Below are 18,874 nucleotides of genomic sequence, written 5' to 3' on the forward strand. Positions count from 1 at the left end.
AGAAATACCAGCTCAAACCCCGCGACTGGGCCACCGCCGCCCGCGAGGGCACCACCATCGCCCCCCTCATCACCCGGCTCAACACCATCCGGCGCCATCACCCCGCGCTGCACCGGCTCAGGAACCTGCGCTTCCACCGGACCGACAACGACGCGCTGATCGCGTACAGCAAGCGCGTGGGGTCCGACGTCGTGCTGGTGGTAGCCAACCTCGATCCTCACCGCACCCAGGAGGCCACGATCTCGCTCGACATGCCGCAGCTCGGCCTGGACTGGCACGAGTCGGTGCCGGTCCACGACGAACTCACGGACGAGACCTACCACTGGGGTCGGACGAACTACGTGCGGCTGGAGCCCGGCCGGGCGCCCGCGCACGTCTTCCACGTCCGGCGACCGTCGGCCGCCGCGCCCCAGAACGGAGGGTCAGGAGCCTCATGACCGTGAACGAGCCCGTGCCGGACACCTTCGAGGACACGCCGGCCAAGGACCGTGACCCGGACTGGTTCAAGCGAGCCGTCTTCTACGAGGTCCTCGTCCGCTCCTTCCAGGACAGCAACGGCGACGGCGTCGGCGACCTCAAGGGCCTCACCGCCAAGCTGGACTACCTGCAATGGCTGGGCGTGGACTGCCTGTGGCTCCCGCCCTTCTTCAAGTCACCGCTGCGCGACGGCGGTTACGACGTCTCCGACTACACCGCCGTACTGCCCGAGTTCGGCGACCTGGCCGACTTCGTCGAGTTCGTGGACGCCGCCCACCAGCGCGGCATGCGCGTGATCATCGACTTCGTCATGAACCACACCAGCGACCAGCACCCGTGGTTCCAGGAGTCGCGCAAGGACCCCGACGGCCCGTACGGCGACTACTACGTCTGGGCGGACGACGACACCCGGTACTCCGACGCCCGCATCATCTTCGTCGACACCGAGGCGTCCAACTGGACCTACGACCCGGTCCGCGGGCAGTACTACTGGCACCGCTTCTTCACCCACCAGCCCGACCTCAACTACGAGAACCCGGCCGTCCAGGAGGAGATGCTGGCGGCGCTGAAGTTCTGGCTGGACCTGGGCGTCGACGGCTACCGCCTCGACGCCGTGCCCTATCTGTACGCCGAAGAGGGCACCAACTGCGAGAACCTGCCCGCCAGCCACGCGTTCCTCAAGCGCGTCCGCAGCGAGATCGACGCGCACTATCCCGACACCGTGCTGCTGGCGGAGGCCAACCAGTGGCCGGAGGACGTGGTCGACTACTTCGGCGACTACGCCGCCGGCGGCGACGAGTGCCACATGGCGTTCCACTTCCCGGTCATGCCACGCATCTTCATGGCGGTCAGAAGGGAGTCCCGCTACCCGGTCTCCGAGATCCTCGCCAAGACCCCGGCCATCCCGTCCGGCTGCCAGTGGGGCATCTTCCTGCGCAACCACGACGAGCTGACCCTCGAAATGGTCACCGACGAAGAGCGCGACTACATGTACGCGGAGTACGCCAAGGACCCGCGCATGCGCGCCAACATCGGCATCCGCCGGCGGCTGGCCACCCTGCTGGACAACGACCGCGACCAGATCGAGCTGTTCACGGCGCTGCTGCTCGCCCTTCCGGGCTCGCCGATCCTGTACTACGGCGACGAGATCGGCATGGGCGACAACATCTGGCTCGGCGACCGCGACGCGGTACGGACCCCGATGCAGTGGACACCGGACCGCAACGCCGGCTTCTCGACCTGCGATCCGGGGCGGCTGTATCTGCCGACGATCATGGACCCGGTCTACGGCTACCAGGTGACGAACGTCGAGGCGTCCATGGCCTCGCCATCCTCGCTCCTGCACTGGACCCGCCGCATGATCGAGATCCGCAAGCAGAACCCCGCTTTCGGTCTGGGCACCTACACCGAGCTGCCCTCCTCCAACCCGGCGGTGCTGGCCTTCCTGCGCGAGTACGAGGACGACCTGGTGCTGTGCGTGAACAACTTCGCGCGGTTCGCGCAGCCCACCGAACTCGACCTGCGCGAGTTCGCCGGACGCCATCCGGTCGAACTATTCGGCGGAGTCCGCTTCCCCGCCATCGGCGAACTGCCGTACCTGCTGACCCTCGGGGGCCACGGCTTCTACTGGTTCCGGCTCACCCGAGTCGCATCCCGCATCGGCCGCCGCGTTTGAGCGTGGGCCGAGGAAAGGACGCGTCACCATGCCGAAGACCGCACCCCTGCGCCCGAGACGCGGGCATCTCGCCGAGACCATGGCCTCGCTCGGCGAGCTGCTGCGGGAGTGGCTGCCGCGCCAGCGTTGGTTCGCGGGCAAGGACCGGCTCGTGGCCGAGCTCGGTCTGCTGTCGATGACCGAGCTGTTCCCGGGCTGTCTGCACCTCCTGGTGCACACCGGGCAGGGCCCCGTGCCCGCCCCGGGCGGCGCTGCCCCGGCCGGCGACTGCTACCAGCTGCTGCTCGGCGTGCGCGAGCAGCCGTCGCCACGCCTGGGCCGGGCGATCATCGGGCAGGTGCAGGACGGCCCGCTGGCCGGCCGGACGGTCTACGACGCGCTGCACGACCCCCGGTCGGCCCAGCTGCTCCTGGAACGGCTCAGGCACCCCGGCAAGGCGGGTCCGCTGCGCTTCGAGTCCGACCCCTCGCGGCCGGTGCCCGGCGGGCTCGTGCCGCGGCTGCTGGACGCCGAGCAGTCCAACTCCTCGCTGATCTACGGCGACGAGTTCATCCTGAAGCTGTTCCGGCGCATCCAGCCCGGCGTCAACCCCGACCTGGAGGTGCCGGACGCACTGGCCAGGCAGGGCTGCGGCCGGGTCCCGGCGCCGGTCGCGTGGATGCGGACGACCCATCCCTACGAGGCGACGCTCGGTGTGCTCCAGCCGTTCCTGCACGACGCTTCCGACGGCTGGACCCTCTCCCTGAACGCGCTGGCCTCCGGGGACGACTTCACCGTGCAGGCCCGCGAACTGGGGCGGGCGATGGCCGACGTGCACCTCGCGCTGGCCTCGGCCTTCCCGGCCGGACCGCCCGGGGAGAACAGCCGGACGGCGGCGGCGATGACCGAGCGGCTGACCGCCGCCGCGCACCGCGTACCGGCACTGCAGCCCTTCGTCCCCGGGTTGCGGGCGGCCTTCGCGGCGCTGTCCACCTGTGACTCCGGACCGCCGGCCCAGCGCATCCACGGCGATCTCCATCTGGGGCAGGTGCTGCGGGCCGGACGGGACTGGTTCGTCATCGACTTCGAGGGCGAGCCGTCCCGCCCGCTGTCCGAACGGCGCAGTGCCCACTCCCCCGTGCGGGACATCGCGGGCATGCTGCGCTCCTTCGACTACGCCGCCCGGCAGCGCCGCCCGTGGCGCCCCGAGTGGGCGCGCCGTTGCCGGGAGGCGTTCTGCGCCGGCTACGCCGCTCGCGCCGGATGGGACCCCCGTAAGAAGCACGGCCTGCTGCGCGCCTACGAGACGGACCGCGCCGTGTATGAGGTGCTGTACGAGGCCCGGCACCGCCCCGACTGGCTTCCCGTACCCATGGCGGCGATCGAACGACTCGCCGTGAGAGGAGACTGACCCGTGGCCCTCCGCGACACCTCGCTCCCCGAGCCGTCCGGCCCCGTCCCGCCCGCATCCGGTGCGTGCGGAACCGCCCCGCCCCTCGACCCGACCGACAGAGGGCGCCTCCTGGCGGGCGCCCACCACGATCCGCACGCCCTGCTCGGCGCCCACCCGGTCCCGGGCGGTGTCGCGTTCCGGGCGCTGCGCCCGTTCGCCCGCGAGGTGAGCGTGGTCGTCGACGGCGAGCGCCACGGTCTCGTGTCGGAGGAGGACGGCCTCTTCTCCGGTGTGCTGCCCCTGGCGGAGATCCCCTCGTACACCCTCGTCGTGACGTACGAGGAGGGCGAGCAGCAGACGCACGACCCGTACCGCTTCCTGCCCGCCCTCGGCGAGCTCGACCTCCATCTGATCGGCGAGGGACGGCACGAGCAGCTGTGGCAGGCGCTCGGCGCGGAGCCGATGACCCACGAGGGCGTCACCGGCACCCGCTTCACGGTGTGGGCGCCGAACGCCCAGGGGGTGCGGGTCGCCACCGACTTCACCCACTGGGACGGCACGGCGTTCCCGATGCGCTCGCTCGGTTCGTCCGGGGTGTGGGAGCTGTTCCTGCCGGGCGTCGGTGAGGGCACCCGGTACAAGTTCGAGATCCACTCGCGGTACGGCCACCGGTTCCTCAAGGCCGACCCGATGGCCCGCGCGGCGGAGGAGCCGCCGAACACCGCGTCCGTGGTGACCGCCTCGGCGTACGAGTGGGGCGACGGCGAGTGGATGCGGACCCGGGCCGACACGCCCGTGCACGAGGCGCCGTTCTCCGTGTACGAGGTGCACCTGCCGTCCTGGCGGCCGGGGCTGACCTACCGCGAGCTGGCGGAGGTGCTGCCCGCGTACGTCACGGACCTGGGCTTCACCCACGTCGAGCTGATGCCGGTCGCCGAGCACCCGTACGGCCCGTCCTGGGGCTACCAGGTCACCGGGTTCTACGCGCCGACCGCGCGCCTCGGTACGCCCGACGACTTCCGGTACCTGGTCGACGCCCTGCACCGGGCCGGGATCGGCGTGATCATGGACTGGGTGCCGGCGCACTTCCCGAAGGACGACTGGGCACTGGGGCGCTTCGACGGGGACCCGCTGTATGAGCCCGGGGACTCCCGGCGCGCGGAGCACCCGGACTGGGGGACGTACACCTTCGACTTCGCGCGCACCGAGGTGCGCAACTTCCTCGTGGCGAACGCGGTGTACTGGTGCGAGGAGTTCCACATCGACGGGCTGCGCGTCGACGCGGTCGCCTCGATGCTCTACCTGGACTACTCGCGCGACTCGGGCCAGTGGGAGCCCAACCAGTACGGCGGCCGGGAGGATCTGGCGGCCATGGCGTTCCTCCAGGAGATGAACGCGACCGTCTACCGGCGCTGCCCCGGCGTGGTGACCATCGCCGAGGAGTCGACCGCGTGGGGCGGGGTGACCCGGCCGACCGACACCGGCGGGCTCGGTTTCGGCCTGAAGTGGAACATGGGCTGGATGCACGACTCGCTGGAGTACGTCGCGCACGAGCCGGTGCACCGCAAGTACCACCACCACGAGATGACGTTCTCGATGGTGTACGCCTACAGCGAGAACTACTGCCTCCCGATCTCGCACGACGAGGTGGTGCACGGCAAGCAGGCGCTGGTGTCGAAGATGCCGGGCGACTGGTGGCAGCGGCGGGCGAACGTCCGGGCCTACCTCGGCTTCATGTGGGCGCATCCGGGCAAGCAACTGCTCTTCATGGGCCAGGAGTTCGCCCAGGGCGCCGAGTGGTCGGAGAAGCAGGGCCCCGAGTGGTGGCTGCTCGACGAGGGATACCACTCGGCGAGCGACCACCGCGGGATCCAGGACCTGGTCCGCGAGCTCAACACCCGCTACGGGCGGACCCCGGCCCTCTGGCAGCGCGACACGGATCCGGCCGGTTTCCGGTGGGTCGCCGTGGACGCGGCCGAGGACAACGTCTTCGCGTTCCTGCGGTTCGACGCGGACGGCACTCCGCTGCTGGCGGTGTCGAACTTCTCCCCGGTCGTCCGGCACGAGTACGGACTCGCCGTCGGCGACGGGGTCACCGCCTGGCAGGAGGTGCTCAACACCGACGCCGAGGAGTACGGGGGCAGCGGCGTGGGCAATCCCGCCCCGGTCAAGCCCGAGGACGGGAGCCTCTGGATCACCCTCCCGCCACTGGCGACGGTGTGGCTGATGCCGTACGCCCTGTGAGCCGCGGCGGCGCGACCAGGTGTCCGACGGCCCTTCCCGGGGCAGTCGGTGGTCCAGCGACCGAGAAAACCTCGTCGTCGCCGCGGCCGGGCCCACAGAAAGGCGGCACCACGTGCGCACCGTCGGAGTGGAGGAGGAACTCCTCCTGGTCGACCCCGAGACCGGCGAGCCACGGGCACTGTCCGCCGCCGTGCTCGCCCGGGCCTCGCTGGACGATGCCGAGCAGGACGTGTTCGAGAAGGAACTGCACGAGCAGATGCTCGAGTTCGCCACCCATCCGCAGTCGGACATGGAGCGGTTGCACGGGGAGATCGTCCGCTGCCGTGAGGAGGCCGGGCGGCATGCCGGGGGGATAGGCTGCGCCGTCGCCGCGCTCGCCGCCTCGCCGCTGCCCGTCACCCCCTCCATCGGCATGAACCGCCGCTACGACTGGATGGCCGACCAGTACGGCGTCGTCGTCCACGAGCAGCTCGTCCTGGGCTGCCACGTGCACGTCTCGGTGGAGTCCGACGAGGAGGGCGTCGCGGTGATCGACCGGGTGCGGCCCTGGCTGCCGGTGCTGGCCGCGCTGAGCGCGAACTCGCCGTTCTGGCAGGGCAGGGACTCCTCGTACAGCAGCTATCGCAGCCGGGTCTGGCAGCGCTGGCCGTCGGCCGGTCCGACGGAGCTGTTCGGCTCGGCCGAGACCTATCACCGGCGGGTCGCGGACATGCTCGCCACCGGCACGATCCTCGACGACGGGATGATCTACTTCGACGTCCGGCTGTCCCAGCGCTACCCGACGGTCGAGTTCCGGGTCGCGGACGTCTGCCTGGACGCCGGGACGGCCGTCGTCGTCGCCGCGCTCGCCCGCGCGCTGGTCGACACGGCCGCGCGGGAGTGGCGGGAGGGCAGGGAACCGGCCCAGCACAGTGTGAGCCTGCTGCGCCTCGCGGCCTGGCGGGCGGCCCGGTCCGGGCTGACGGAGGAGCTGCTGCATCCCGCGACGATGCGGCGGATGCCGGCCGAGACGGTCGTACGGGCGCTGCTGGACCACGTCGGGGAGGCACTGACCGCCGACGGCGACCTCGACCGGGTGCGGGACGGCGTGGGCGAGCTGCTGCGGCACGGCAACGGGGCCCGGGTGCAGCGCGAACTGCTGGAGCGCACCGGCAGCCTGCGGGACGTCGTCACCGAGTGCGTACGCCGTACTCAGGCGGCTTGAGACGCCCCGCCGGGCCGTCGCTCCCCGGACCTCCTCAGAGGATCAGGACCAGGGCGTACCCCAGGAAGCCCGCCGCGACGAGCAGCACTAGGGCGAGAATCACGGTCAGGGGCGCCTTGGCCCAGCCCTTGGAGGGGTTGTCGCCCTCCCACGGGCCCGCCTCGGACATACTGCTCTCCCCCGGCGGGGTCTCGCCGGGCGGCACACCGCCTCCCTGTTCCAGTCCGGTGGTGCGTTCGGGTTCCGGGTCGGGGTTCGTATAGCTCATGCCGTCCGGGTCCCCCGATCCGGCCGAGATCACCAGGCGGGAACACTTCCGCCGTCCCGGCCCCCCGCCGCCTGCTGCTCCGCTAGATTCCGAGCACCGCCGATGACGGTGCTCGTCGGCGGCGTCACCGTCCGTACATGTCAGGAGCCAGCGCATGCGCGACCTCGCTCTCGCTCCCCCGGCCGTCTCGCCCCTGACCGGCGGGCTCGCCGACAGCCTCTTCGAGACGGCTGCGCTGAGTCCGACCTTGCCGATGCTCGCCCGCCGTACCGGGCCGGACTCGACGGTCTGGCACGAGGTGACGGCCGTGGAGTTCCGCGACGAGGTGGCCGACCTGGCCAAGGGACTGATCGCGTGCGGGATCTCGCCGGGCGACCGCGTGGCGATCCTCGCTCACACCCGGTACGAGTGGACGGTCTTCAGCTACGCGCTGTGGACGGTGGGTGCCGAGGTCGTGCCGATCTATCCGACCTCCTCACGCGACCAGGTCGAGTGGATCCTGCGGGACGCCGGCTGTGTGGCCGTGGTGGTCGAGGACGAGCAGAGCGTGATGACCGTCGGCTCGGTGTGCGCGTCGCTGCCGTCACTGCGCCATGTCTGGCAGCTGGACGCGGGCGCGATGGACACGCTCGTGGCACGCGGCGAGTTCCTCCCGTTCGCCACGGTCGACTCCATGCGCCGCATCGTGCTGCCGGACTCCACCGCGGTCGTCGCCTACACCTCGGGCACGTCCGGCCGCGCCATGGGCTGCGCGCTGAGCCACCGCAGCCTGGCCAGTCCGTGCGACACGCTGCTCGAGGGCTGGGGTCACACGGTCGCGCCACCCGGGGAGCAGGGCGCCGTCCTGGCCTTCCTGCCCTTCTCCCACGTGTACGGGCTGATGATCCAGAGCCTGTGCGTCCGGGGCGGGCTGCTCATGGCGCACGAGCCCGCCACGACCGAGGAGGCGCTGGCCTCGGCCCTGCGCTCCTTCCGCCCGACCTACTTCTACGCCGTCCCGTCCGTTCTGGAGAAGCTCTACAAGAACTTCCTGCGCACGGCCCAGACGGCGGGCCGGGGGGCGCTGTTCGAGCGGGCGGCCGAGACGGCGCGGGACTTCGCCGCCGCACTGGAGCGCCGGCGGCTGGGCAGGGGGCCGGGGCCCGGCTTCGACCTCCGCCTCCAGCACGCCCTGTACGAGCGGACGGTGTACCGCCGGCTGCGGAGCGCGCTCGGCGGTCGGGTGCGCCGCGCGACGTCCGGTGGTTCGCCGCTCAGCCGCGAGCTGTCCCTCTTCTTCGAGGGCATCGGCGTCTACGTCCACGACGGCTACGGCCTGACGGAGACCAGCGGCGGGCTGACGATGCAGCCGCTGGGCCGGGAGAAGTCCGGCACCGTCGGGCAGCCGCTGCCCGGGATGGAGATCCGGGTGGCCGACGACGGGGAGATCCTGGTGCGCGGGCCGTCGCTGTTCCAGGGGTACGTCGGTGACGAGGCCGCCACCCTGGAGGTGTTACGCGGCGGTTGGCTGGCCACCGGGGACCTCGGGCATCTGGACGACGAGAACTACCTGGCGATCACGGGCCGCAAGAAGGACATCATCATCACCAGCGGCGGCAAGAGCGTGGCCCCGGCCGCCCTCGAGCAGCGGCTGCGCATGCACCCGCTGGTCCACCAGGCGGTGGTCGTGGGCGACAACCGGCCCTGTGTCGGCGCCCTGATCACGCTCGACCCGGAGTTCCTGTCGCACTGGCGGGCGGGCCTGGCCCTGCAGGGCGACGCCCCGGCCCGTGAGGCGCGCGAGGAGAACGCGCTGCGGGAGGAGGTCGCGCGGGCCGTCGCCGCGGCCAACAGTGCCGTGTCGCCCTCGGAGTCCATCCGGGTCTTCCGCGTCCTGCCCGAACCGTTCGACGTGGCCAACGGGCTGCTCACCCCGTCGATGAAGCTCCGCCGGGACGAGATCGTACGGACCTACGCCTTCGAGATCGACGCGATGTACGAGGCGCGGTCGCACCGTCGGCCGCCGGTGCCGCCGCAGGAGCCGGCCGGGTGGGAGGACTCGGACAGCGTGTTCCTCCGGTGACCGCGGAAGCGCCCCGGTAAGGCGCGGACGTGCGCGGGCGCGCCGGTGGGGTACCGGCGCGCCCGCGCACTCGTGGCCTGGTGGGCCGGCCGGATCAGCCGCCCACGTACCAGCTGAAGCCGCCGCTCGACGCGCTCACCACCATCAGTACGGCGAAGAGCACGAGGGCCAGGATGCCGAGCACGACACCCGCCTTGGCCATGCCCGCGCCTCCCTTGGCCGGGGCCTGCCGCAGCCCGACGGCGCCCAGCACGATCGCCAGTGGTCCGAGGACGACGCTGAGGAAGAACAGGCCGACGATTCCGCAGCAAAGACTCGCGATGGCCAGACCGTTCGTGCGTGACCTGGACGACGCGGCAGAGGAACTGCCGTAACTGGTCATCAGAGATCTCCCGAGTGGGGTAGTCGGACAAAGGCGCCCCCTGGCGGAGCGCTCTGCTGTGTTCCGCCTTCCGGGTTCCCGCGCAATCCGCTCTGTATTCCGGCGAATTCGCCGGCGGTGACGGGGCGGTCACCCCAGGCCACCGCGCCCCGGCCCGTACAGCGAGGCGCGTAGGGTCGGCCGGCACGGGAACTAACAAACGAAGGGAAAGCGATGAAGGGACAACGCCCGGCCGATGCCGGGCCGGGGAAGGCGAAATGGCAGCCGAGTCGCGTTGGGACAGGACACTGGCTTCCGAGGAGATCACGAACCGCACCGCCAGCTTCACCGGGGAGCTGCACAATGTGACCGGTGCGCGCCTGGTCGCGGAGGAATTCCTCTACGACCTGGCCCGTGCGTCACCACCCTCGCAGGCCGAGCACTGGGACGACATCCTCCTCGTCGTCACGGAGCTGGCGGCGAACGCGGTGCAGTACGCCCCGGGGCCGTTCACGCTGCGGCTGCGCCGCACCTTCGACGGAGTGCACGTGGTGATGCACGACACGAGTACGACCGAACCCGCGCCGCGCCCCTTCCATCCGAGCAACGGCGGCGGCGGCATCGGCTGGCACCTGATCCACACCCTGTCCGACCAGGTGAGCGTCGTCACCGGCGAGCGGGGCAAGGACATCCACGTCTTCCTGCCCTGGTGACCGCTCCGCTCACGGGGCGCCCGCGTCCCGCAGGGGTACCAGCACGCTGATCGACTTGCCGCCCCCCGGGTGCCGGTCGACGGCGATGTCGCGGGCCAGGCGGGCGACGAGCGGCCAGCCGTAACCGCTCCCGTGGTGCCTGGTGGGGAACTCGTACGCGGCCCGGGGCACCACCGAGCTGTTGTCGTGAACGGCGATCCACATGCCCTCGCCCATCGGCCGGACCTCGAATCCGGCCAGCCCGTCGCCGTGCCGGATCGCGTTGGTGACCAGCTCCGAGACGACGAGCAGCAGGTCGACGACGTCCTCGTCCCGCACTCCTCGGCCCGACCCCCATTGCGCGCGGGCCACCGACTCCGCGTACGCGCGTGCCGTCGCCGCGCTGGTCACGGTGCCCGGTGCGGGTGCGCCGGACGGCGCGACGCCGGGTGAGGCCGTGGTGGTCCCGTCGGTTGGTTCCATGTCAGTGGTGTCCCTGTGTCCCTGGTCGTCGCCGTGCTGTCGTCCGGCGCCGGGTCAGTCCGCGGAGGTGTCCCGCGGCGGCAGCCGGTGGTAGTAGTCGCCGACGGATGCCAGGTACTCCCGGTCCATCGTCTCGCTGTCGGTCCGGAACCGGGGCGCGGCCTTGACCTGTGCCCTGGTGCAGGCCACCGTGACCGTACGGGCCTCGGAGTCGATGCCCCTGACCATGCCGACCGGCACCAGCACGCTCCGGCCGAAGACCCAGACGCCGGTGTCGACGACCAGGTGACGCATGCCGAAGTGGTCGGCCTGGCGGTCCACGTGACCGATGGTGCCGTCGCTCGCGACGACGGTGCAGCCCGTCAGGTCCTGTTCCTTCGCGTAGCCACTGCCCGCCGCGTACGACCAGATGCTCTCCATCGGCACGCTGTCCTTTCCCTCCCACTGGATGACGACTGCTGGGCCGGGCGGACGCCACGGGCCGGACCGGCTCCACAGCAGCGGATACCCGGCCCGGGCCGCCGCATTCGGGCGCCGTGGGCCGATCGGCGGCGTCGGAACCCGCCGGGGTACCCCCGGCCGGTTCCGCGTGCGCGGCCTGATCCGTCCGGGTCCGCGCTCCACCGGGTGACGTCCCGCTTTGTTCGGACCCGCGACCTGGGTTAGCCTCTGGCGTATTTTTCTCATCGGGCATTCCGTGAACTGCGGAAATGCGAGCACAGCAGACCGGACCGGGCAATCGGTCCGGAGGGGGTTGTCGAGTCCTCGCTCCGAGGGCTCCTGGGGAGCGGAACGAGGGTGCGCATGACCAGCGACAGCGCCGGGACCGTCGACACGGTTCCGGGCGATCAGGAGTTGAGCCGTCTCCTCGCGGGCCTGACGGCCGTGCGGGACGGCGACTTCGGCACCCGTCTTCCGGACGACGCCGATGGCCTGATGGGCGACATCGCCAAGGTCTTCAACGGCATGGTGGACCAGTTGTCCGTGTTCACCTCCGAGGTCACCCGGGTGTCCCGCGAGGTGGGCACGGAGGGGACCCTCGGCGGGCAGGCCAGGGTGCCGGGCGTCTCGGGCACGTGGGCCGACCTGACGGACTCGGTCAACGCCATGGCGGGGAACCTGACCACCCAGGTCCGTGACATCGCCCAGGTCGCCACGGCGGTGGCCAAGGGCGACCTGTCGCAGAAGATCGACGTGGACGCGCGCGGCGAGATCCTTGAGCTGAAGAACACCATCAACACGATGGTCGACCAGCTCTCCGCCTTCGCCGACGAGGTCACCCGCGTCGCCCGCGAGGTCGGCACCGACGGGCGGCTCGGCGGCCAGGCCGACGTCCAGGGCGTCAAGGGCACGTGGCGCGACCTCACCGACTCGGTGAACTTCATGGCGGGCAACCTGACCAACCAGGTCCGCAACGTCGCCCAGGTGGCGACCGCCGTGGCCAAGGGCGATCTCTCCCAGAAGATCACGGTGGACGCCCGCGGCGAGATCCTCGAACTGAAGAACACCATCAACACGATGGTCGACCAGCTCTCCGCCTTCGCCGACGAGGTCACCCGCGTCGCCCGCGAGGTCGGCACCGAGGGCAACCTGGGCGGCCGCGCCCAGGTACGCGGTGTGTCGGGTACCTGGAAGGACCTCACCGACAACGTCAACTCCATGGCCAACAACCTCACCGGCCAGGTCCGCTCCATCACGCAGGTCGCCACCGCCGTGGCGCGCGGCGACCTGTCGCAGCGGATCACCGTGGAGGCCAAGGGCGAGGTCGCGGCGCTGGCCGACGTCATCAACACGATGGTCGACACGCTGTCGGCGTTCGCCGACGAGGTCACCCGCGTCGCCCGCGAGGTCGGCACCGAGGGCCGGCTCGGCGGCCAGGCGCAGGTGCCGAACGTCGCGGGCACCTGGAAGGACCTCACCGACAACGTCAACTCCATGGCCAACAACCTCACCGGCCAGGTGCGCAACATCGCGCTGGTGACGACCGCGGTGGCCCGGGGAGACCTGTCGAAGAAGATCGACGTCGACGCGCGCGGCGAGATTCTGGAGCTCAAGACCACGATCAACACGATGGTCGACCAGCTCTCCGCCTTCGCCGACGAGGTCACCCGCGTCGCCCGCGAGGTCGGCACCGAGGGCCGGCTCGGCGGCCAGGCCGAGGTGGAGGGCGTCTCCGGTACCTGGAAGCGCCTCACGGAGAACGTCAACGAGCTGGCCGGCAACCTCACCCGCCAGGTCCGCGCGATCGCCGAGGTCACCTCCGCCGTCGCCGAGGGCGACCTGACCCGCTCCATCAACGTGGAGGCGTCGGGCGAGGTCGCCGAACTCAAGGACAACATCAACTCCATGGTGGAGTCCCTGCGCGAGACCACCCGGGCCAACCAGGAGCAGGACTGGCTCAAGACCAACCTGGCCCGGATCTCCGGGCTGATGCAGGGGCATCGGGACCTGCCCGTGGTCGCCGAGCTGATCATGGACGAGCTGGTTCCGCTGGTGTCGGCCCAGTACGGCGCGTTCTATCTGGCCGAGGACGGCGACGACGGGCCCGAGCTGCGGCTCGTCGGCTCCTACGGCTACCCCGAGGACGGGAGCAGGCCCACCCGCATCGCCTTCGGCCGCACCCTGGTCGGCCAGGCCGCGCGCAGCCGGCGCACCATCGTGGTGGACGAGCTGCCGGCCGGCTACGTGACGATCTCCTCCGGGCTCGGCGAGGTGGTGCCGACGGCCCTGGTGCTGGTGCCCATCGTGGTCGAGGGGCAGGTCCTCGGCGTGATCGAGCTGGCGTCGGTCGCCGCGTTCACGCAGATCAACCGGGACTTCCTGGAACTGCTGATGGAGACCATCGGTGTCAACGTCAACACGATCGTGGCCAACGCCCGTACCGACGAGCTCCTCTCCGAGTCGCAGCGCCTGACCGCCGAGCTGCAGGCCCGTTCCGCCGAGCTCCAGGTCCAGCAGGAGGAGCTGCAGCGCTCCAACGCCGAGCTGGAGGAGAAGGCGTCTCTGCTGGCGACGCAGAACCGGGACATCGAGGCGAAGAACCTGCAGATCGAGCAGGCCCGGCAGGAGCTGGAGGCCCGTGCCCAGCAGCTGTCGCTGGCCTCGAAGTACAAGTCGGAGTTCCTGGCCAACATGAGCCACGAGCTGCGCACCCCGCTCAACAGCCTGCTCATCCTCGCCCAGCTGCTCGCCCAGAACCCGTCGCGCAACCTCACCCCCAAGCAGGTCGAGTACGCGGGCATCATCCACTCCGCGGGCTCGGACCTGCTCCAGCTGATCAACGACATCCTGGACCTGTCGAAGGTCGAGGCGGGGAAGATGGACGTCACTCCCGAGCGGGTGACGCTGCGGCAGCTCATCGAGTACGTCGAGGCCACCTTCCGGCCCATGACGACGCAGAAGGGCCTGGAGTTCACGGTGTCGACGGCCGCCGGGGCACCGGCGGACCTGCTGACCGACGACTCCCGGCTGCGTCAGGTGCTGCGCAACCTGCTGTCCAACGCGGTGAAGTTCACCGAGCGGGGCGGGGTGGCGCTGGCCGTCGAACCGGCGTCGGACGGCGAGGTACCCGCCGGCGTGCTCCGTGGCGGTGCCGTGGTGGCCTTCCGGGTCAAGGACACCGGTATCGGCATCCCCGAGCAGAACCTGGAGTCGATCTTCGGCGCGTTCCAGCAGGCGGACGGCACGACCAGCCGCAAGTACGGCGGCACGGGACTCGGCCTGTCCATCACCCGGGAGATCGCCCAGCTGCTCGGCGGCGCCGTCACGGTCGACAGCACGCCCGACCGGGGCAGCACGTTCACCCTCTTCCTGCCCGTGGCCCGGCCCGACTTCGAGGAACTGCTCGACCGGGGCCCGGAGCACGCCACGGCCGAGTCACCCTCCGACGTGCTCTCCCGCCCGGCGACGGTGCCCGAGCTCACGGGCGGCCACCGGCAGCGCCCGCGGCGGCTGCTGGTCGTGGAGGAGCGTCCGCGCGGTCTGCTGACCCTCGTCGCGGAGAGCGTGATCGCCGACCTGACGCACGGACGGGACGACGCGGACGACCGGCCTCCGCTCGACGTCATCACGGCCGTGGGGGCGCAGGAGGCCGCCGGCGCGCTCGCGGCCGAGCCGTGCCACTGCGTCGTCCTGGAGCTGGGCATGCCGGACTCGGAGGCGTCCCGCTTCCTGGAGGCGCTGCGCGGCGACTCGGCGCTGGCGAGCGTGCCGGTGCTCGTGCACAGCGGTCACCGCGCGGACGCGGCACTGGAGGAGAGCCTGCGCTCCGGGGCCCGGGGCAGCGCGCTGGAGTTCCTGTCCAGCCTCGACGAGCTGCGGGAGCGCATCGCGCTGCACCTGGCCGCCGAGGAGCCCGGTGACGTCCTCCCCCTGGTCCGGCCCGAGGAGCCGCGGAACCCGGCCCCGGCCGCCGTGGACGACTCGTCGACCGGGCACACCGTCCTCGTCGTCGACGACGACGCGCGCAACCTCTTCGCGCTCAGCGGGATCCTGGAGCTCCACGGCTTCCGGGTCCTGCACGCGGAGAACGGGCGCCGGGGCATCGAGACGCTCGTGGACCACCCGGACGTCGCGCTGGTCCTGATGGACGTGATGATGCCGGAGATGGACGGCTACACGGCGACGGCCGAGATCCGCCGGATCCCCCGGTACGCCGAGCTGCCGATCATCGCGGTCACGGCGAAGGCGATGCCCGGCGACCGGGAGAAGAGCCTCGCCTCGGGCGCCAGCGACTACGTCACCAAGCCCGTCGACACCCAGGACCTCATCGCCTGCGTCCGACGGTGGCTGCCCGCATGAGCGCGCCGGCCCCCGTACCGTGCACCGGTGGGCCGGGCGGTGCGCGGCCCGTCCCGTCGCGCTCCGTGGCGGTCTCCAGCCGAGGAGCGTCCTCATCGTGAACATGTCCGAGCAGCCACGCGGACCGGCCGGCGGCACGCCGCGGGACGCGTCCGCCGCACCGTCCCCGGCGTCCGGGCCTCGGCGGTCCCGCGCGGTCGACGGGCCGGCCGCCGGCTTGCGCGCGATGGCCCCGCTGTCGCCCGTGGGCAGACTGGCGGCCACGGTGGACCGGCTCAGCCGCGAGGTGCGGGCCGCCCAGGCGGAGGCCGAGGGCCGGGCCCTGGTCGAGCTCGCCAAGGGCATCCTGGTCGCCCGGCTCGGGTGCGGACCGGCGCAGGCCGCACGACAGCTCGCCGAGCTGGCCGAGCAGTCCCAGGTGACTCCCCTGGAGTTCGCTGTCGACGTCATCAACCAGGCCGCCCGGGACCGGATGTCGGAGGTGACGGACGCGTTCCTGACGGCCACCGCCACCGTGCGGGCCTCGGACGCCGGGGAGGCCGGGGACGCCGGGGACGCCGGGGAGGCGGTGGCCGAGTCGGCCGCCGTGCGCCTGCGCGCGGCCGAGAGCGGCGCGCTCGCCGCGGACGACACCCAGTCCGTGGCCGACGCCCTGCTGGAGCAGGCGCTGCGCCCGCTCGGCGCGGTCGCCGTGGCCATCTGGGCGGCCGGGTACGACGGGTCGCTCACGTTGGCCGGCAGTGCGGGGTTCTCGACGGCCGAGGCCACCCGCTGGCGTTACGTGCCGCCGGACGTGGCGACGGTGGCCCGCCGCGGGCTGACCGAGCGCGAGGGCCAGTGGATCACCTCGCTGGCCGATACCGGGCTGCCCAGCGTGGGCCGGCACCAGTACCCGGACGGCGGCAGGGTCGCCGTGCCCGCCGGTACCGGGGGGCGCATCCACGGCGTGCTGGAGATCGCCTGGCCGGCGCCGCTCGCTCCGCAGCCGCCCCAGGTGGTCCGTCAGGTGGAGGCCCTGGCGGAGCTGTGCGCGCACACGCTGGAGTCGTACACGCCGCCGCACGGCGCCGGGCAGGAGCCGCGGGTCATGCCGGACGCGGTGGAGCTGATGGACCTGGCGGACGGGCTGTACGACCCCGCCCTGGTCCTGGTGCCGCACCTGGACGCCGCGGGGGAACTGGCGGACTTCCGCATCCAGCACGTGAACAAGAGCTTCCTGGATCCCGCCGGACGGCCGCGTGCCATGGTGGGCGGCGCGCTGCTCCTCGAGGCCTATCCGATGGCCGCCGGGGAGAGCGAGCTGTTCCGGTACGTGGAGCGGGTGTACGCCACGGGCGAGCCGTTCCGGGCCCGGCGTATGAACCTGACCGCACTGGTGGACCAGGTGCCGCTGTCGGCGCTCGCGGACATCAGCGTCAGCCGGCACGGCAACGCCGTCCTGCTCATCTGGCGCATCGAGGACGAGGCGGCGCGGCTGGCCAGCCTGCTCCAGCACGCCCAGCGCCTCGGCCGCATCGGCGGCTTCGAGGAGAACCTGCTGACCGGCGAGATCACCTGGAACGGGCAGCTCTTCGACCTGTACGGGCGTCCGCGGACGAGTACGCCGGTGCCGCTGGAGGAGCTGCCCGCCCACGCCCACCCGGACGACGCCGTCACCATCGGCCGGTTCCTGCGCACGCTCATGCACCACCGGCGGCCGACGTCGGCGGCGTTCCGGCTGCAGCGGCCCGACGGGGTGACCCGGCACGTCCGGGCGGTGGCCGAGCCGGTCCTGGACACCGACGACCGCCTTCTCGTCGTACGGGGCGCGTACCAGGACATCTCGGCGCAGCACTGGACCGAGGTGGCGCTCGCCGCGACGCGCGACCAGCTGGCACACAGTGAGCAGCAGGCCATCGAGCGCAACCGGCTGACCCTGCAGCTGCAGCACGCCATCATGCCGCCGGCCCAGACCCCGCTCAGGGTGCCGGACCTCCAGGTGGCCGTCCGGTACCGGCCCGCGGAGACGGAGCAGCTGGTGGGCGGCGACTGGTACGACGCCGCGATGCTGCCGAGCGGGCGGGTGCTGCTGTGCGTGGGGGACGTGGCCGGGCACGGCATAGAGGCCGCGACCAGCATGGTGGTCCTGCGCAACGCGCTGCGCGGCCTGGCGGTGACCGGTGCCGGGCCGGGCCAGCTGCTGTCGTGGCTCAACATCGTGGCGCACCATCTGACCGGCGGGGTCACCGCCACGGCGGTGTGCGGTCTGTACGACCCGGCCCGGCGCACGCTGCGCTGGGCCAGGGCGGGCCACCTGCCGCCGGTGCTGGTCCGGGGCACGGAGGCCAAGCCGCTGCCGCTGCTCAAGGGCATGCTGCTGGGAGCGGCGGCCGAGGCGGCGTACGAGGAGGACGAGGTGCAGCTGGCCGGCGCGGACACGCTGCTGATGTACACCGACGGCCTGATCGAACGCCGCGACCGCTCGGTGGAGGAGGCGCTGACCCAGCTGCTGAGCACCGTCCGTCCGACGCCGAACACCCTCGACCAGCACCTGGACCGGCTGCTCACCTACAGCAGGTCGGACACCGACGACGACACGTGCCTGGTGGGCATCCGCGTCGGGTGACGGAGAGCACAGGATCCCGGCCCCGACCGGACAGGTGTGACGAACGGATCCGGGGGTAACCGCCGGGCGCGGTGGGACATCACGTCCCACCGCTCGGCCGCATTGTTGGAGGTACACGTGCCCATAGCCCAGAACCCGCTGTCCGTCGAGGTGACGCTGCCCCGGGAGGAGGTCGCGCTGCTCAAGGTGGAGGGCTACCTGGACGTCGACACCGCGACCGAGTTCCAGCACCATCTGGCCAACCAACTGCACCACGGCCGACGGCACTTCCTGCTGGACCTCTCCGAGGTGCCGTTCATGGACTCGTCCGGCATGAACATCATCCTGCGGGTCTATCAGGAGGCGCGCGAGCTGCCGGGCAGTGTGCACATCATCTCGCCCACCCCGGCGGTGCGGCGCGTTCTGGATCTGACGGGGGTGAGCCTCACGGTGCCGGTCTCCGAGAGCCTCGACGAGGCGCTCGCCCGCGTCGACGCCCAGCCGGAGGGACCGAGGATACCGGAGGTCTGAGTTCCGCCTCCTCACTCTGCGCTCATCCGGACCGTTCACGCGGGAGCAGGTGTCGTACGAGGTCGGCGGGTGGTTACAGTTGTCGCCCGGCAGAGTCACGTCGCCGTCACGTCGCCTCCCG

The 18,874-nt window shown here is 71.6% G+C and carries 14 protein-coding genes; 10 read left to right on the forward strand and 4 right to left on the reverse strand.

What is annotated here, in order from left to right; all coding sequences use genetic code 11:
* From ACIQ6R_RS11035 to ACIQ6R_RS11055, 5 genes are all read left to right on the forward strand, one after another.
* Nucleotides 1–437: DUF3459 domain-containing protein (locus ACIQ6R_RS11035; protein ID WP_404220335.1), on the forward strand; the 437-nt coding region annotated here is incomplete at its 5' end.
* Entirely contained in the window at nucleotides 434–2,152 is a 1,719-nt protein-coding gene (gene treS, locus ACIQ6R_RS11040) for a maltose alpha-D-glucosyltransferase (protein WP_404220337.1), read from the forward strand. The genes ACIQ6R_RS11035 and treS, both read left to right, overlap by 4 nt.
* 28 nt (nucleotides 2,153–2,180) lie before the next feature.
* Entirely contained in the window at nucleotides 2,181–3,542 is a 1,362-nt protein-coding gene (locus ACIQ6R_RS11045; protein WP_404185846.1) for a maltokinase, read from the forward strand.
* Nucleotides 3,543–3,545: 3 nt separating this feature from the next.
* Nucleotides 3,546–5,768 carry a 1,4-alpha-glucan branching protein GlgB gene (gene glgB / locus ACIQ6R_RS11050; protein WP_404220339.1) on the forward strand — a complete coding sequence of 741 codons (2,223 nt, stop codon included), beginning with the start codon at nucleotides 3,546–3,548 and terminating at the stop codon, nucleotides 5,766–5,768.
* Nucleotides 5,769–5,880: 112 nt separating this feature from the next.
* A complete protein-coding gene (locus tag ACIQ6R_RS11055; protein WP_404220341.1) occupies nucleotides 5,881–6,972 on the forward strand; it encodes a glutamate--cysteine ligase in 1,092 nt (363 codons plus the stop codon).
* A 34-nt stretch (nucleotides 6,973–7,006) separates the two neighbouring features.
* Here ACIQ6R_RS11055 and ACIQ6R_RS11060 read toward each other — a convergent pair whose 3' ends face one another.
* On the reverse strand, nucleotides 7,007–7,240 hold the full coding sequence (locus ACIQ6R_RS11060; protein WP_404185840.1) for a DUF6480 family protein: 234 nt from the start codon (nucleotides 7,238–7,240) through the stop codon (nucleotides 7,007–7,009).
* A 154-nt stretch (nucleotides 7,241–7,394) separates the two neighbouring features.
* On the opposite strand from ACIQ6R_RS11060, the gene ACIQ6R_RS11065 reads away from it, so the two are divergent.
* Entirely contained in the window at nucleotides 7,395–9,302 is a 1,908-nt protein-coding gene (locus tag ACIQ6R_RS11065; protein ID WP_404220343.1) for an AMP-dependent synthetase/ligase, read from the forward strand.
* 94 nt (nucleotides 9,303–9,396) lie between these two features.
* Here ACIQ6R_RS11065 and ACIQ6R_RS11070 read toward each other — a convergent pair whose 3' ends face one another.
* Nucleotides 9,397–9,684 carry a DUF4190 domain-containing protein gene (locus tag ACIQ6R_RS11070; RefSeq protein ID WP_404185836.1) on the reverse strand — a complete coding sequence of 96 codons (288 nt, stop codon included), beginning with the start codon at nucleotides 9,682–9,684 and terminating at the stop codon, nucleotides 9,397–9,399.
* A gap of 257 nt (nucleotides 9,685–9,941) precedes the next feature.
* Here ACIQ6R_RS11070 and ACIQ6R_RS11075 point away from each other — a divergent pair, with 257 nt between their 5' ends.
* Nucleotides 9,942–10,376: an ATP-binding protein gene (locus ACIQ6R_RS11075; RefSeq protein ID WP_404185834.1), complete on the forward strand. Its 435-nt coding sequence runs from the start codon at nucleotides 9,942–9,944 to the stop codon at nucleotides 10,374–10,376.
* Between the two features lie 9 nt (nucleotides 10,377–10,385).
* Here ACIQ6R_RS11075 and ACIQ6R_RS11080 read toward each other — a convergent pair whose 3' ends face one another.
* The gene (locus tag ACIQ6R_RS11080; protein WP_404220345.1) at nucleotides 10,386–10,838 is read right to left on the reverse strand and encodes an ATP-binding protein; all 453 of its coding nucleotides are present in this window, start codon (nucleotides 10,836–10,838) and stop codon (nucleotides 10,386–10,388) included.
* A 54-nt stretch (nucleotides 10,839–10,892) separates the two neighbouring features.
* Entirely contained in the window at nucleotides 10,893–11,258 is a 366-nt protein-coding gene (locus ACIQ6R_RS11085) for a PRC-barrel domain-containing protein (RefSeq protein WP_404185830.1), read from the reverse strand.
* A gap of 384 nt (nucleotides 11,259–11,642) precedes the next feature.
* Between ACIQ6R_RS11085 and ACIQ6R_RS11090 the strand changes: the two genes are divergently transcribed.
* The 3 genes from ACIQ6R_RS11090 to ACIQ6R_RS11100 all read left to right on the forward strand — a co-directional run bounded on the left by ACIQ6R_RS11090 (nucleotide 11,643) and on the right by ACIQ6R_RS11100 (nucleotide 18,753).
* Nucleotides 11,643–15,638, forward strand: a complete 3,996-nt coding sequence (locus ACIQ6R_RS11090) for a HAMP domain-containing protein (RefSeq protein WP_404220347.1) — start codon at nucleotides 11,643–11,645, stop codon at nucleotides 15,636–15,638.
* Nucleotides 15,639–15,864: 226 nt separating this feature from the next.
* On the forward strand, nucleotides 15,865–18,243 hold the full coding sequence (locus tag ACIQ6R_RS11095; protein ID WP_404221331.1) for a SpoIIE family protein phosphatase: 2,379 nt from the start codon (nucleotides 15,865–15,867) through the stop codon (nucleotides 18,241–18,243).
* A gap of 117 nt (nucleotides 18,244–18,360) precedes the next feature.
* On the forward strand, nucleotides 18,361–18,753 hold the full coding sequence (locus tag ACIQ6R_RS11100) for an STAS domain-containing protein (RefSeq protein WP_404185826.1): 393 nt from the start codon (nucleotides 18,361–18,363) through the stop codon (nucleotides 18,751–18,753).
* Nucleotides 18,754–18,874 lie beyond the last annotated feature (121 nt).

This window comes from Streptomyces sp. NPDC096048 (assembly GCF_044763415.1).
Lineage (GTDB): Bacteria > Actinomycetota > Actinomycetes > Streptomycetales > Streptomycetaceae > Streptomyces.